The organism is Psychrobacillus sp. FSL K6-1415 (genome assembly GCF_038003185.1).
GTDB lineage: Bacteria > Bacillota > Bacilli > Bacillales_A > Planococcaceae > Psychrobacillus > Psychrobacillus psychrodurans.
Window position 1 is genome coordinate 462,676 of record NZ_JBBOOQ010000001.1, and the last position, 14,859, is coordinate 477,534.

The window sequence follows — 14,859 nt, forward strand, 5'->3', positions numbered from 1 at the left end:
AGGTTAAGAAATGAAGTCAAAGAGTGACTTACCTCAAGAGTGTTTAGAAAGTAACTCTAGGACAGAAAAAATAGAAATAACTTTACTTTTAGAAGGTATATTCCAACGTTATGGTCATGATTTTCGGGGTTACTCTTATCCTTCTATTAATAGAAGAATTAAATATCGTATGGAATTAGAAGGATTAACCTCTATTTCTTATCTTCAACAAAGGGTACTATACGAACCTGAGATGATGAGAAAACTACTCAAAGATTTTTCTATAAATGTCACTGAAATGTTCAGAGATCCAGAATTTTATTCATCGTTTCGTAAACGTGTAGTTCCACTTTTGCATTCCTATCCATTTATAAGGATCTGGCATGCGGGCTGCTCCACGGGTGAAGAGGCATATTCAATGGCTATCCTTTTGTATGAAGAAGGCCTTTATAAAAAAAGTAAAATTTATGCAACCGATATGAATATGGATGTGTTAGAAAAGGCCGAAAAGGGAATTTTTTCTTTTGAAAAAATGAAACAGTACACAAGCAATTATCAAAAAGCTGGGGGATTACATGCCTTTTCGGAATACTATACTGCTGATCAATACGGAGTTAAATTTAAACCTTTCTTAAGTGAAAATATTGTTTTTGCTAGGCATAATCTTGTAACAGATAGTTCCTTTAATGAATTTAACGTAATTATATGTAGGAACGTATTAATCTATTTTGATAAACAGCTACAAAATCAGGTCCATGGATTATTTCAAGAAAGTCTAAGTAGGTTTGGCGTCCTAGGCTTAGGTAGCAAAGAATCTATAAGGTTTTCTCCTTATATGGCATGTTACGAGGAAATAGATGCAGAAAACAAACTATATAAAAAGATAGATTAATGAAAAAAACTAAAGTGAGGATGTGCAATATGGAGAAGTACATCGAAAAAGTAAATGTGTTATTAGTAGATGATCGTCCAGAAAATTTGCTTGCTCTGGAAGCTGTATTAAGCGACCTAGATTACAATCTAATTAGAGCATATTCGGGAGAAGAGGCGCTAAAATGCTTATTAAAGGATGATTTTGCTGTAATTTTGTTAGATGTACAAATGCCTGGATTAAATGGTTTCGAGACAGCAAAAATTATTAAATCTAGACCGAAGACAAAGGATACTCCGATTATTTTTATTACAGCGATTAGTAAAGCCCCAGAAAATGTTTATACCGGGTATTCCGTTGGAGCGATAGATTATGTATTCAAACCATTTGAACCGGATGTCCTTAAATCTAAAATTGAAAGTTTTACTGCTATTCACCGAAACAAAAAAGGACTAGAAGAATATACGGAACTATTGCTTGAAAAAACACAGAGCTTAGAAAAAGCCAATCAAGATCTAATAGAAACTACGCTCAAATTAAAGAAGTCTGAGGCTTTGAATGGGATTATCAAAAATACCTCTATAGACGCGATGATTACATACAATGAATCATTTGAAATTTTAACAGTCAATCCCGCTACTAAGCAGATGTTTGGGTACGAAGAGGTAGATTTAATTGGGCAAAAGATTATGCAAATTATTCCTGCAGCAACCTTGGCGATAGAATTTGGACATGAATTTGGAAAAAGATTAGAAGTTACGGGTGTTCGGAGTGATTCTAGTAACTTTCCTGTGGAGGTTCAATTAGGGAATGCAACTATTGATAATCATAGTATATATGCATGTACTATTAGAGATATTAGTGAACTTAAAACTCAAATGAATGCTTTAGCTCATCAAGCTTTGCATGACTCACTCACTTCTCTTCCTAATCGCAATTTGTTATATGATCGATTGGAACAAGGAGTTAAAGCGGCGAAAAATGATCATAGCAATTTCTCTCTAATATTGATTGACTTGAATCACTTCAAAGTAATAAATGATACACTTGGTCATCACTTTGGAGATTTGTTACTTCAACAAGTTGGAAATAGACTGGTTGAAATTGTAAATGTAAAAGATACTGTAGCTCGTTTAGGCGGGGATGAATTTGCGCTTTATTTACCGACAGCAACGAAAGAACAGACGATAGATATAGCTAAGAAAGTAATACACACTATGGAACAACCTTTCATACTAGACGATCATGTTCTTTCTATTAGTTTGAGTCAAGGAATTGTCTTTTATCCAGACCATGGGGATAATGTGCAAACCCTAATGAAAAAAGCAGATATCTCGATGTATACCGCCAAGAAAAAGGATAGTGGCTACTGTATCTTTTCATCTGAACTAGACACGCATACAATAGAAGAGCTTAGTTTAGTAGGAAGTCTCAAAGAAGCAATAGAAAATGATAGGCTAGAGCTTCACTATCAACCACAGGTCGATATGAAAACAAAAAAAGTGACCGGTGTCGAAGTGCTATTGAGGTGGATTCATCCTACCTATGGATTTATACCGCCAGATCGGTTCATACCTATAGCAGAACAAAATGGCCTAATGAAAAAGCTGACAATCATGGTTCTCGAAAAAGCATTGCAGCAAAGTAAAAAGTGGTTAGAAGATGGATTAGAATTACAGATTTCGGTTAACCTATCCGCTTCAAATCTTCAAGATATGCAACTTTCAGATGACATACAAATTTTAATGAATAAATACAATATGAACCCTAAGACACTTACTTTGGAAATAACGGAAAGTTTTATTATGAGTAATCCAGCTAGAGCGAGAGGAATATTACAAAACTTATCCTCAATGGGTATAAACCTCTCAATAGATGACTTTGGTACAGGCTATTCTTCTTTAGCCTACTTAAAAAAGCTTCCAGTCAATGAAATAAAAGTGGATAAATCCTTTGTAATAGACATGTTAGATAGTAAAAGTGATGAAATAATCGTCAATACGGTTATCAATCTGGCCCATAACTTAGGACTTCAAGTAGTGGCGGAGGGTATAGAAAGTAAGGAAGTGTGGGATAATCTGCAAGCAATAAATTGTGATACAGCACAAGGTTACTATTTAAGCAAACCTGTGCCAGCTGAATCTTTTTATTTATGGTATATGAATCATAATGGAGTATTTGCAACATAAGGTGCTACCACATAAAGTAAAGTCTAAATGCTTATTATGTAGTGTAACAAAATTCGTTGATTCCAAGAAATAACAAAGTCTGCTTCAATTGAAGTAGATTTTGTTATTTTTGCGCATTGAAGTATTCCTCAATCGGTACAAACAGTCCAACTTTTCCATGCTCATCATGATCTAAAGTGGCAAATACAACACCGATTACTTCTCCTTTATCGTCTATAACAGGACTTCCACTATTTCCTCTATATACGGGAGCTTCCATCATCATGACTGGGACATCCCAATCACTTAATTGATGAAAATCAATTAATGATCCCTCATTCGCAATGCTAGTAAATTTTAATGGATTTCCGATAAAGGTGATGTGATCGCCGAACTCATAAGACGGGTTTTCCGAAAGTTCTAAATAAGGCAAGTCCTTTTCATCCACTTGCAAAATTGCAAGATCAATATCTGGGTAAATCTCTATAACATCCGCGGTAAAGCGTCCTGCTTCTGGAAAACCAACTATTACGTTGTCGTTGTCCTCCACTACATGATAATTGGTAATAACCTTTCCTTCACTTGAAATAGAAAATCCAGTTCCTTTACTATCATCCGTTAAAACAACAACAACAGCCTCTTTATAATTAGCGATATCTTCCTGTGTTGATAACCTAGCGGAGGTCTTGATAAATTCAATGGCTGGAATGGAGTAAATTTGAAAAATCATCGCAAATGTATTGACGAATAAGGCGAAAGCAATTATCCAAAATATCCACCTTGGAAAAGGTCGCTTTAGTTTTGGTCTTGTTTTTTCTAACGCTTCTTTTTCAAGTGCCTCCCGTTGTGCTTCAAGAACTAGTAGCTGTAATTCTTCATCACTTATTTCTTCAAAATCATCGTCTGATTGTTTTTTATTCAAATCCACTTCATCACATCCCCCATCCAAGCATTTCTGTATTATCTATTATACCTAATTTTAAAATGAAATCATTTCCATTGAAATGTTTGTGAGAAGGGTTTAATATATAAACATAAGCTGCATTGTACGTATGGATATTAAGTTTTAACCTTTAAGCTGTAACAGGGAGTTTTATATAGAGCTGGAATGACACGCCTTATTCTCTTTTAGACAATAAGGACATGCAGGATAGTTTCTGCGAACACCCACTTTGAGGAGTGGTGGTTTAAAACTTTCTAATGAATGTACGGCAAAGGCGGCTTACTTAAAAAGTCTATTATAGCAACGTTTAAAGCATAGCGCCTTCCTTAATTGGAGGGTGTTTTTTTGTGGCTGTTTTTTATTTGGTGTTAAACTGGTGTTAAAAATGTTTATAAAATATTGTAATGAATTATAATACATACTATTTTTGAGCGTCTCTAGGTTGAAAAAGGCTTTCTAATTTGTCAGTTGCTGATTTTAAAATGTCATCTTTTCAGGTTTCAGATAAGCACCTGAAAGAACCTCTTGTTTAAATTTAAAGTATTCGTGTTCTAATTGCTCTTCGAGTTTTTTGGGAGAATGGCTGAGCCGTTCGGATTCTTATTAGTTAATCAAGCAGGGGACAAGCTCTTATTTGCTACTGATACCTATTACATCAAATACAAGTTCCAGGGGCTTACTCATCTAATGATTGAATGTAACTAATGTCAATCGGTATTGGATGTAATGAACAGACCGGTCGTATTCATCCATCTATGAGAAAGCGTGTGATGGAGTCACATTTCAGTATGGAAAATGTGATTGAATTTCTAAAAGCTAATGATCTATCCAAGCCCCAAGAAATTTGGTTGCTGCATCTTTCAGATACGAATAGTAATGAAGAATTAATCAGAAATGAAGTTGCAAAAGTGACAGGGAAATTGATTCACATTCCATAAAAATGGAGGGAGTGTAATGCGAGAACTATGGCTAGACCCAAAAAAACGGCTTAATTACTTCCCTATGGATGTTGAATCTTTTAATTAACTTAGTTCACGTTGTTAAAATGGAATACAAAGACTTAAATAAATGAGCTTACAAGTGAAACGTTTTCGTTAAATAAAATTAATATTAAAAATATTCGGAAATAAAAAGGATTTTAACAAATAATGAAGAATTTAACAGTGTACGACAAAATATTTAGAAAAAGGAGATGTTATTCATGAAAAAGAAAAAGTCAATGTTTTCTATCTTAGGTATTTTATTAGTTCTGAGTTTATCGTTTGCTAGCGGTGCAAGTGCGCAGAACGTAGCGCCAGAACTAGGTGGAGATATTCCAAAGAATAAATGTGTTCAATTAGGAATTTGTTTGGGTAATTAATTATTTTTCTGAAACACCAATTTCTATCAAACTAGAATTGGTGTTTTTTCTATGTCATAAAAAGCAATAGCATAAAGGATGATGCCATTGATTGAACGTAAATTAACAGATAAACAACAAGCATTTGTAGACTATTATGTGACAAGCGGTAATGCAGAAGAAGCAGCAAGAAAAGCAGGGTATAACGCTAGAGGTAATACTACAAAGTTACTACAAAATACTACAATAAAAAAAGCTATTGAAGTACTTAACAAACAAATAGAAAACGAAAGAATAGATGGTATGACCGAAGTAAAACAATTCTGGACAGAGACTATGCGAAACGAGTCAGTTGAACAAAAGGACTTGCTACATCTCCAACAGGTACAGCAACAGGGTTTGGTGCTTCTTTACTTATCATTGATGACTTAATTAAAAATGCTGAGGAAGCCTTTCTAAAGATTTAGCAGGACGGGCGCCTATTCATTTTGGTGCGCTTATTGAAAATGGTCGTGGTTATGATCCAAAAGATGAGCGTATGGCCAACAATTCTAATCAAATGAATATCCAGTCTATGTACAGTGATATTGATCTTGATGCTAACGAAATAGAAACAGAGTTTCAAGCATCCTTTGAAGAGTTACTTTGGTTCGTTAATATAAATTTAGCTAATACAAATCAAGGTGACTATGAAAGTGAAGAGGTGAATGTGATATTTAGCTTGATATTTTGATAAACAAAACAGAAAGTAAAAATAATATCGTTAATTCCACTATGCTTTCAAGAGAAACGTTAGTCTCTAGACATCCTTGGACCAAAGATGTGCAGCTTGAATTAGACCGTATCGAAAAAGAAGAAGCTAAACAACGTGATATGTTCGATAATTACGAGACAACTTTTGATCAGAAACAAGGTGAGCAACTTAACAAAAAGTTCAAAATACCAGGGCTTCGTCAGAAGAAATGAGTTCAGCTTTACTTCAATTAACTCAAGGCAAAACTCTTCGAAAACGATTGAAACAGTTTTACTTTAAAGCACTTTCGTGGTGAATGACGATTATTTTTTTTTAAGATTCACTTTTACAATAGTAGTGTTTTCATTGTTCATGACCTTAGCGAATTGGTTTTTGTATAAAAAAACAAGTAGGCTTTAACCCACTTGCGCTCAACTATTTATTAATTGTTTGGAAACACTCCATTGTTTAGATGGAATTATATTTTGGTTTAACTGTTTCACAAACTTCAATGCTACATCTTTATCCGAAAAAGTTTTATCCAATTGGCTATTTGATGATTTTAAAACCTCTGTTGCTCCATTTATATTTCGTGTGATAACGAACATGGTACAACTCCTAGTTACGACTTCAACAATTTTATTGTTGTATAATGATTATCTCATTAAGAGAACTTAAAGTATGCAATATATGGAATTTGTAATTCATTTGTAATGAAAATCATAGCTATGAAACATTTAAAGTTGTTGGATCGTAATAAGTGCTTAGTAATAAATTTTAGAAACATGTAATGCGTAAGGGGAAATTAATAGTTACAACGTAAGAGCGTTCCAATTGGAGCGTTTTTTTTTATATTTTATTAAACAGAGAAATATTGAGATGTGGAATGACGTTGTGGAGGCTAATAAGTGGATATTTGGAAAGATGTATTTAATAAAGACGTTCTGATACACCAAATAAGAGACAAACGGCTAATAGATGGCCGTGATATTATAATTTGAAAGAAGGCGTAAGGAAATTAAAGGCGGTACCAAATGGAAAAGACGAGCGAGCGTCAATTCTTTTATTGTTGTTGTCGGTGGAGCAATAGCAGTGTTTTTTGCAGTATTACGATTAACTACCGTTTATGAATATCAACTTCGTTAGCAAAACTATCCATTTTGGGAGACTTTATTTGGTTTTGTAGGATTGATAAGTTAATAACTCATGTCTAATAGATTTGGCTGAATATAATAACTATGTGGATGCATTTATGTTAGTTTTGCTTGCTGGGTGAGTAGTTGCAAATCCAACGACAAAGGGATTATCTGATAGTGAACAAGCATTAAATTATAATAAACCAAAGAAGAAATGAGGTGAGATTATGGTAGTATCAGTAGATATATTAATAGATCGGTCTGTCAATCGCATTGGAGCTGTTCATCCTTCATTGAAGGAATATACTATTGAATTAATTAAGCGTTGTTACAATGAAGGTATTAAAATCCAAATATCATCTGGATTCCGTTCAAATGAGGAACAAGCCTATATTTATGGTCAAGGTAGACCGAATTATATTTGGAATGGCAAAAAGTATGGTTCAAAAGGAAGTATCGTTTCGAACGCAATGCCGGGAACGTCCGTCCACAATTATGGGCTAGCTATCGATTATTTTTTAGTTAGTGATGATGGTAATAAATCATTGTGGACGGTCAACGATAAATGGAGGCGTGTTGCAGCTATCGCTAAATCAATGGGCTTTGAATGGGGTGGAGATTGGAAGAGTTTTGAAGACTATCCTCATTTGCAATACACCACAGGATTAACAATTGCTCAGTTGAGAGCTGGTCATAGACCTGTATTTTTACCGTTAAAAGCACTTGAGAGTGTTCCAGATGATAAAATTATGTGGGGTAAAACAGAGTTAGTAAAAGGTCAAATAGGTAAAGTAACTATCTTAAAGCGTATTAACCTGTGGCAAGATAACCCACATGAAAATGGACGACTTCAAATGGTTCGTGTACTGAATCCCGGTGAAGAATATCGAGTTTACCGATATCGGGAAGATCATGGTGGTCAATATAATGTTGGCAGCGGTATGTGGGTTACTAAGATGGACGGGTATATTAAGTATGAAACACCATCCAAAGCGATGTTAGCAAAATTAAATAGTAAATGATTCTATAGCCCCGCTAATTAATTTAACGGGGCTTTTTTATTGAATGAAATTAAATGAATTGTTAGAATATTATTATTCCTAATTGGTGCATTAGAAAAATTATAGTGGAGCTAAGGTAACCCTATGTTCTTGTTGTACTAAAGGGACTGTTTACTTTAAGAAGCTGCTGAGTGTTAAATGTATTAGGATTTAATATGTTGACATTGAGATTTCTTATATGATATTATTATCTCGAATTAAAGATATATTAATTAAAGGTAATATTGAAGAGAATTAAACGACTGAATTACTCGGAAATTGAACATCATGCAAAGAGGGTATGAATTTTTTTAACTAAATACCTCGGATTCAAGACTTAATTGTAAAAAAGGATTGTACTTGTATTAACGATTACAGGTAATTGTAAGGAGGTGAAAAAAGAAAAAATGGGTTTATTAAATAAATTATTTGGAACACAAGGACAACAACAAGAGGAGGAAAAAACAATGACAAAGTCAAATATAGGCATTATTTTAGGATCAACACGTGAAGGACGTGTAAGTCCACAAGTAGGAGCATGGGTAAAAGAATTAGCAGATAAACGTGAGGATGCAAACTACACTATTATCGATATCGCAGAATATAAATTACCACTTTTAGGTGAAGCTGGCGGCGATGCATCAGGTGCAGCAGCGTGGTCAGAAATCATTTCTAAACAAGACGGATTCGTATTCATCGTTCAAGAATACAATCACTCTATAACCGGTGCACTAAAAAATGCATTAGATTACTTACGTGAAGAGTGGAACAACAAAGCGGCAGGTATCGTATCTTATGGTTCTGTAGGTGGAGCGCGTGCAACAGAACATTTACGTGGTATTTTAAGTGAGTTATTAGTAGCGCATGTCCGTGTACACCCAGCATTATCCCTATTTACTGACTTTGAAAACGGTACAGATTTCAAACCAGCTGCAGTACAAGCAGATTCAGTGAACCAAATGTTAGACCAAGTGATTCCGTGGACAACTGCATTAAATACTATACGTAAATAATTTTAACTTAATGCAGCAAATTTTTTTGCGAAAGTTGTGCAAGAGCAGAAGGATGCCGCGTCCTGCGGCAATCCCTAACCGTTTAACATCCTGTTGATTTAAGGCCTCGAGCTTGATAAAAATTTGGAAGTATTACGCCGAGGTGTAAGTATTTAAATTTCTATAATTCACAAAATGTGCATTAGCACATGCACATTTTGTTTTTTTATAAATAAATTTTGAGCAAAATACTATCAAGTAGATTGAAGGTTTTGTTCAGAATTTATAAAGAAAGGGAGGAACGATAATGAACAATATAGCAGGACATCATCATATTTCTATGATTACGAAAAAAGGACAACAAAACAATCAGTTTTACCAAAATGTCCTCGGACTTCGTAGAGTGAAAAAAACGGTCAATCAAGATGATCCGAGCATGTATCATCTGTTTTATGGGGATTTAACTGGAAGTGCTGGGACAGAACTATCCTTTTTTGAAATCCCAATAGTGGGAAGCACAAAGAGAGGGACGAACGCTATAACACAAATCGGGTTACTAGTGCCGTCGTATGACAGCTTACTATATTGGAAGAAAAGATTTGAAGTACTCGATGTGAAGCATGGGGAGCTAACTATGTATGCAGGACGTGATGCACTTCATTTTGAGGATTGCGAAGGCTTACGACTAGTCCTTTTAAATAATAGTGGCGATGAGGTACCAGCATTTTGGCGGTCTTGGGGTGATTCAGTTGTTTTAGAGGAACATCGTATTCTTGGAATTGGTGCTGTAGAAATGACTGTGCAATCGCTTGATAGCCTAGCGAATACATTAGAAAACCTATTTGGGTATGTACTTGCATCGCATATGGGAAACAAAGCTATTTATCAATCTGTGAAAGGGCAGGCTTTTGGTGAAATTGTCATTGTGGAGCAAGACGGTCCTAAAGAAAAACCTGGAAAAGGCAGTGTACATCATATAGCTATCCGTGTAAAAGATGGCAAGGAGCTAAGAGAGTGGCACCAGCGTATTCGAGACTTTGGTTTTGAGGTGATGAAAATTACAGACCGTTACTATTTTGAGAGTTTATATTTTAGAGAAGAAAATGGCATTTTATTTGAGTTGGCGACAGAAGGACCGGGCTTTACAGTGGACTCTACCATTGAATCGCTAGGTAAAAAGTTAGACCTACCTCCATTTTTGGAAGTTAAGCGCGCGGAAATCGAGGAGAAATTAGAACCGATTGAGTGAAGGTAGGGGAAATAGACATCTGCAAGTAACTTTTAAAAGAAGTGAAAATGACAGAAAGTGATTTAAAACCAATTTGTGAAGATTTAAAGCTTACAGGTGGTTACCATAGCCAGTCGATGAATTTGAGAAATTTATCAAATAGGAGGAAATAATGATGAAAAAACATACTGCGGGAATTCACCATATTACAGCTATCGTTGGTCATCCACAAGAAAATATTGATTTTTATGCAGGGGTATTAGGTTTACGTTTAGTCAAACAAACTGTGAATTTCGATGATCCAGGAACATATCACTTGTACTTTGGAGATGGTGGGGGGAAACCTGGTACAATTATTACTTTTTTCCCTTGGGTAAATGCTTATCAGGGACAAATTGGAGACGGTCAAGTTGGAGTTACAACATATGTAGTACCTACAGGATCATTTAACTTTTGGGTAAACCGTTTGGCAACGAATGCAATTCCGTTTAAAAAAGCAGAGCGTTTTGGAGAACGAGTGATTCAGTTTGATGATCCGCATGGCTTACATCTAGAACTAGTCGAACGTGCAGAAGGTGAACAAAATAACTGGAATTTTGGTGGAGTAACACCAGAAGTTGCGATTAAAGGCTTTGGTGGTGCAACACTTTACTCAAGCAGACCTGAAGAAACGGCTAAAACATTAACTGATGTAATGGGGCTTGAATTAGTTGGAACTGAAGGTGATTATACACGCTTTAAAGCTTCAGCAGATATCGGCAACATTATAGATTTAAAAATGGTAACAGGTGTAAGCGGTTCGATGGGTGTTGGTACCGTTCATCATATCGCATGGCGTGCACAAGATGATGCAGATCATGTTGAATGGCAACAACATACCATGAATAGTGGTCAACATGTAACAGAGTTGAAGGATCGTAACTATTTTAACGCATTGTATTTCCGTGAATCCGGAGAGATTTTGTTTGAAATTGCAACAGATCCTCCAGGGTTTGCACATGATGAATCGCTGGAAACGATGGGGACTCAATTGATGTTACCAGCACAATTTGAGCAACACCGTGAGCGATTAGTAAGCTCGCTTATTCCAATTCAAGTTCGTCCAATCGACTAAGGAAGGGGAAGAAGAAATGATTTCTATTGACCCAAAACAAAATAGTGAGAGAGATAACTATAAACTTTTAATTGGTTCTATTATTCCTAGACCCATTGCTTTTGTTACAACACAGTCTGAAGATGAGATTGTTAATGGGGCCCCGTTTAGCTATTTCAATATTGTTTCATCCAATCCGCCAATGGTGTCACTTGCTATCCAAAGGCCAGGAGGAAGAGTGAAAGATACTGCTCGCAATATTTATGGCAACCAACAATTTGTTGTCCATATTGTGGATGATGAGAATGTAGCTAAAATTAATGAAACAGCAGCATCATTACCAGCAGCGGTAAGTGAAATCGAATTGGCGAACCTAACGCTCGTACCGAGTGAATATATTTCTGTACCAGGTGTAAAGGAAGCGAAAGTACGAATGGAATGTAGACTAATACAAGCAATTCCTTTAGGTGGAGAAGAGCCAGGAAGTGATTTATTCATTGGAGAAGTAGTTCGATTTCATATAGATGAAGCAATTTATGAAAATGGGAGGATTGATCCAAAGGGATTAAATGCTATCAGCCGCCTAGCAGGATCTAGTTATGCAACCATTGGTGATATTTTTTCAATTGAAAGACCTAAATAGTGAGTTTAATTAAAGCTTGTTACAGCACTCTTGCCAAATTGGTAAGGGTGTTTTTATATGCATTCACTCTGTAAAAAGAATGAATTGTAAATTACTTTACAAATTCAAATAAGTGTTATTTAATTAATTAGGTTAACTAACTAATTTTCATGATAATAAAGGAGGGGTTTATATGAATTCGATGTTTGCTAAATTTAAAATTCTTCAACGACCTTATGCGAATGGTCTTCAGGAAGTGTTGAGTCCTTTTCAAATGTCAGAAGCCCAGTGGGGATTAATAAGATACATTTATGAAGTTGGTCCTGCGACAAATTCAGAAATTGCCCTGTATTGGAGTGTTGAGAAGCCTTCTGTCACAGCACTTGCGCAGAAGCTTATTGATCAACAATTAATATACGTAGTTTACGGAACAGATAAACGAAAAAAAGTAATGCATTTAACGGAGAACGGTATAGCTAAATATCAACAATTAAAAGAAGCGGTTCATACTTTCCAATCTTCGCTTTTAGAAGGCATTACTAAAGAAGAATGTGAGATTGTGGAAAAGGTTTTAGAAAAATTGCAACAAAATATTAGGAAGTAGTGGTAGTTTATGAACAAAGAAAAACTTTGGACGAAGGAATTTACAATCGTTTCAACTATAAATTTTTTAGCAACATTAGTATATTTTTTATTATTGGTAACAATCGCATCTTATGCAACAACGGAATTTGGAGCCTCTACTAGTACGGCGGGCTTAGTATCAAGTATTTTTATTATTGGCTCATTGTTGGGTAGACTTGGTGCTGGACGTTTTATCGGACAAAAAGGGCCGATTAAAGTATTGTGGCTAGGTTTAACTTTCTTTGCCATTACATCGGCACTTTACTTCTTGGCGAACAGTATTCCACTGCTGTTAATCAACAGATTAGCGCAAGGGATTGCAGTAGGAATTATTGGTACTGCAACGGGTACTATTGTGGCTCATATATTGCCAAGTGCGCGTAAAGGAGAGGGGATTGGCTATTTTAGTTTAAGTGCTATATTAGCAACAGCTGTTGGTCCCTTTATAGGGATTCTACTGATGAATATGGACAGTGGCTTCACGATCATGTTTGTGATGAACCTATTTTTGTCGCTCATATGTATGCTATTCTTAGCAGCTGTAAAACTAAAATTAGCTCCAATTAAACAACCAGAACAAACAGAAGTAAAAAGCTCAATTTTATCTCAATTTATCGAACCGAAAGCAGTGCCTATTTCTTTTATTGCATTGATCATCGGTTTTAGTTATTCAGGCGTTATGACCTTTTTGTCTTTTTATGCGGAGTCTATTAATCTAGTTAGTGCAGCTAGTTATTTCTTTTTAGTCTATGCTGTTGTTATTATTTTCTCTCGTCCATTTACAGGTAAAATAATGGATTCTAGAGGTGCAAACGTTATTGTCTACCCATGCATAGTTATATTTGCTATCGGGATGTTTTTCTTTAGCCAAGCTTCGGCAGGTTGGATGTTACTTCTTGCAGCAGCATTTATAGGGTTTGGTTATGGTAACTTTAATTCAGTTGCACAAACGATCGCAGTTAAAGTAACAGAGCCACATCGTTTCGGTTTAGCTACTGCAACCTATTTTATACTATTCGATTTGGGTTTAGGCATAGGCCCATACGTTTTAGGCTTTATCGTACCCGAGACGGGATACCGTACAATATTTGTAGCAATGGTTGTAGTAATTATACTTTGTATTCCTCTATACTATTTAATGCATGGTAGAAAAGATAAGGAATTAATGAAAACTGCATAATAACCTCGTAACAAAAAAGTAAAAACAATATAAAATGCCTAACGAAATATCATATTCGTTAGGCATTTTACTATTTAAGAAGTTGTTTGCAATTCTAAATTTCCATTCCCATTGATTTCTTTCATTCTCAAACTTTCGACAGGGAAGATAAATGTCCAAGGCATACTGGTTTTAGGTTTAATAATTAACTTAGGAACAGTAAAAGTGTGTTCTGCAATAATTGTTTCCTTTTCTATATATGCAATTTTTTGTTTCTGAAAAATTTGCTCAATATCTGCAAAGTTATGAATCAAGACAGTAACTAATATCTCTCCTTTATAATTCAGAGCTTCCCAAATGGGTACCAACCGAATAATTTGTCCATCTATCATATTACTATCTTGAAAAATTTCTGTTATTAGCTCTCTATCTTTGATAGCAATAGTTTTTTCCCACGAAGATTCAAATTGTAAAGTTTGCATTCCATAATTCCTCCAATTTAATCTCTTTTAACCATACCAATAAACTTCATAGAATAAAATCCTTTAACTTTTTAGCTATGATATATAGTAGAAGACAACTTTGTTCCATTCAACAAATTGGAAACTAACTAATTTAGAAACTAATTCTAAAGTTATGGTAAAAGGTTAGGTTAATAGTGAAAATGTACTTCCTATTTTAAATGAAGCAAAATAATGAGTTTTTTAATGAAAAACGTTGAAAAATACTGGTTTAACTTCATTTTTAAGTATATATTTATTAGTTAGTAAGGACTACTTTAAAATATCGGTAAATTTCGTGGGCTACTCACATAAATTGGAAGTAGGGATAATTGTTTATTTATTCTAAAAGTACAAAAAACGTCTGTTAATAAACAAAAAAATATCATTTGTATATTTCTTAGTAGTACCAACGGTTCTTTTGAAACTTTT

General features: G+C 34.9%; 17 protein-coding genes, 1 other RNA gene and 1 pseudogene. 16 read left to right on the plus strand and 3 right to left on the minus strand.

The features are described 5' to 3' along the window. Positions 1-10: 10 nt before the first annotated feature. Both MKY60_RS02260 and MKY60_RS02265 read left to right on the plus strand, forming a co-directional pair. Entirely contained in the window at positions 11-871 is an 861-nt protein-coding gene (locus tag MKY60_RS02260; RefSeq protein WP_340878868.1) for a CheR family methyltransferase, read from the plus strand. A 29-nt stretch (positions 872-900) separates the two neighbouring features. Beyond that, entirely contained in the window at positions 901-3,039 is a 2,139-nt protein-coding gene (locus tag MKY60_RS02265; RefSeq protein WP_340928439.1) for a two-component system response regulator, read from the plus strand. 103 nt (positions 3,040-3,142) lie between these two features. On the opposite strand, the gene MKY60_RS02270 is transcribed toward MKY60_RS02265, so the two are convergent. Next, entirely contained in the window at positions 3,143-3,946 is an 804-nt protein-coding gene (locus MKY60_RS02270; RefSeq protein ID WP_093493478.1) for a S1C family serine protease, read from the minus strand. Positions 3,947-4,051: 105 nt separating this feature from the next. Between MKY60_RS02270 and ssrS the strand changes: the two genes are divergently transcribed. The 6 genes from ssrS (at position 4,052) to MKY60_RS02300 (ending at position 6,266) form a co-directional block, all read left to right on the plus strand. Beyond that, positions 4,052-4,246: non-coding RNA, 6S RNA (gene ssrS, locus MKY60_RS02275), on the plus strand. Positions 4,247-4,665: 419 nt separating this feature from the next. After that, the gene (locus MKY60_RS02280) at positions 4,666-4,899 is read left to right on the plus strand and encodes a hypothetical protein (protein WP_338106485.1); all 234 of its coding nucleotides are present in this window, start codon (positions 4,666-4,668) and stop codon (positions 4,897-4,899) included. Positions 4,900-5,162: 263 nt separating this feature from the next. Then, complete coding sequence (locus MKY60_RS02285; RefSeq protein ID WP_241597451.1) at positions 5,163-5,321, plus strand: hypothetical protein; 159 nt, start codon at positions 5,163-5,165, stop codon at positions 5,319-5,321. Positions 5,322-5,408: 87 nt separating this feature from the next. Then, on the plus strand, positions 5,409-5,732 hold the full coding sequence (locus MKY60_RS02290; RefSeq protein WP_340928443.1) for a terminase small subunit: 324 nt from the start codon (positions 5,409-5,411) through the stop codon (positions 5,730-5,732). 67 nt (positions 5,733-5,799) lie between these two features. Next, positions 5,800-6,033 (plus strand): phage portal protein, encoded by a 234-nt coding sequence (locus tag MKY60_RS02295; RefSeq protein ID WP_340931060.1) that lies wholly within the window; start codon positions 5,800-5,802, stop codon positions 6,031-6,033. Between the two features lie 89 nt (positions 6,034-6,122). Continuing rightward, positions 6,123-6,266 (plus strand): hypothetical protein, encoded by a 144-nt coding sequence (locus MKY60_RS02300; RefSeq protein ID WP_340928445.1) that lies wholly within the window; start codon positions 6,123-6,125, stop codon positions 6,264-6,266. 198 nt (positions 6,267-6,464) lie between these two features. On the opposite strand, the gene MKY60_RS02305 is transcribed toward MKY60_RS02300, so the two are convergent. Next, complete coding sequence (locus MKY60_RS02305; protein ID WP_241597440.1) at positions 6,465-6,641, minus strand: hypothetical protein; 177 nt, start codon at positions 6,639-6,641, stop codon at positions 6,465-6,467. Between the two features lie 674 nt (positions 6,642-7,315). On the opposite strand from MKY60_RS02305, the pseudogene MKY60_RS21165 reads away from it, so the two are divergent. The 8 genes and pseudogenes from MKY60_RS21165 to MKY60_RS02340 form a co-directional block, all read left to right on the plus strand. Further along, positions 7,316-7,387: pseudogene (locus MKY60_RS21165) on the plus strand (phage holin); the annotation flags it as partial. A gap of 9 nt (positions 7,388-7,396) precedes the next feature. Beyond that, positions 7,397-8,191: a M15 family metallopeptidase gene (locus MKY60_RS02310; RefSeq protein ID WP_093493480.1), complete on the plus strand. Its 795-nt coding sequence runs from the start codon at positions 7,397-7,399 to the stop codon at positions 8,189-8,191. Between the two features lie 425 nt (positions 8,192-8,616). Further along, positions 8,617-9,222 carry an NADPH-dependent FMN reductase gene (locus MKY60_RS02315; RefSeq protein ID WP_241597438.1) on the plus strand — a complete coding sequence of 202 codons (606 nt, stop codon included), beginning with the start codon at positions 8,617-8,619 and terminating at the stop codon, positions 9,220-9,222. Positions 9,223-9,508: 286 nt separating this feature from the next. After that, positions 9,509-10,450, plus strand: a complete 942-nt coding sequence (locus MKY60_RS02320; protein ID WP_340928448.1) for a ring-cleaving dioxygenase — start codon at positions 9,509-9,511, stop codon at positions 10,448-10,450. Between the two features lie 154 nt (positions 10,451-10,604). Then, the gene (locus tag MKY60_RS02325; RefSeq protein ID WP_093493486.1) at positions 10,605-11,543 is read left to right on the plus strand and encodes a ring-cleaving dioxygenase; all 939 of its coding nucleotides are present in this window, start codon (positions 10,605-10,607) and stop codon (positions 11,541-11,543) included. 16 nt (positions 11,544-11,559) lie between these two features. Next, entirely contained in the window at positions 11,560-12,165 is a 606-nt protein-coding gene (locus MKY60_RS02330) for a flavin reductase family protein (RefSeq protein ID WP_093493488.1), read from the plus strand. 172 nt (positions 12,166-12,337) lie between these two features. After that, positions 12,338-12,748, plus strand: a complete 411-nt coding sequence (locus MKY60_RS02335) for a MarR family winged helix-turn-helix transcriptional regulator (protein WP_090564913.1) — start codon at positions 12,338-12,340, stop codon at positions 12,746-12,748. A 9-nt stretch (positions 12,749-12,757) separates the two neighbouring features. Next, complete coding sequence (locus tag MKY60_RS02340; protein ID WP_241597433.1) at positions 12,758-13,948, plus strand: MFS transporter; 1,191 nt, start codon at positions 12,758-12,760, stop codon at positions 13,946-13,948. Between the two features lie 74 nt (positions 13,949-14,022). Here the strand turns inward: MKY60_RS02340 and MKY60_RS02345 are convergent, their stop codons facing one another. After that, on the minus strand, positions 14,023-14,409 hold the full coding sequence (locus MKY60_RS02345; protein WP_241597430.1) for an SLAP domain-containing protein: 387 nt from the start codon (positions 14,407-14,409) through the stop codon (positions 14,023-14,025). Between the last annotated feature and the right edge of the window lie 450 nt (positions 14,410-14,859).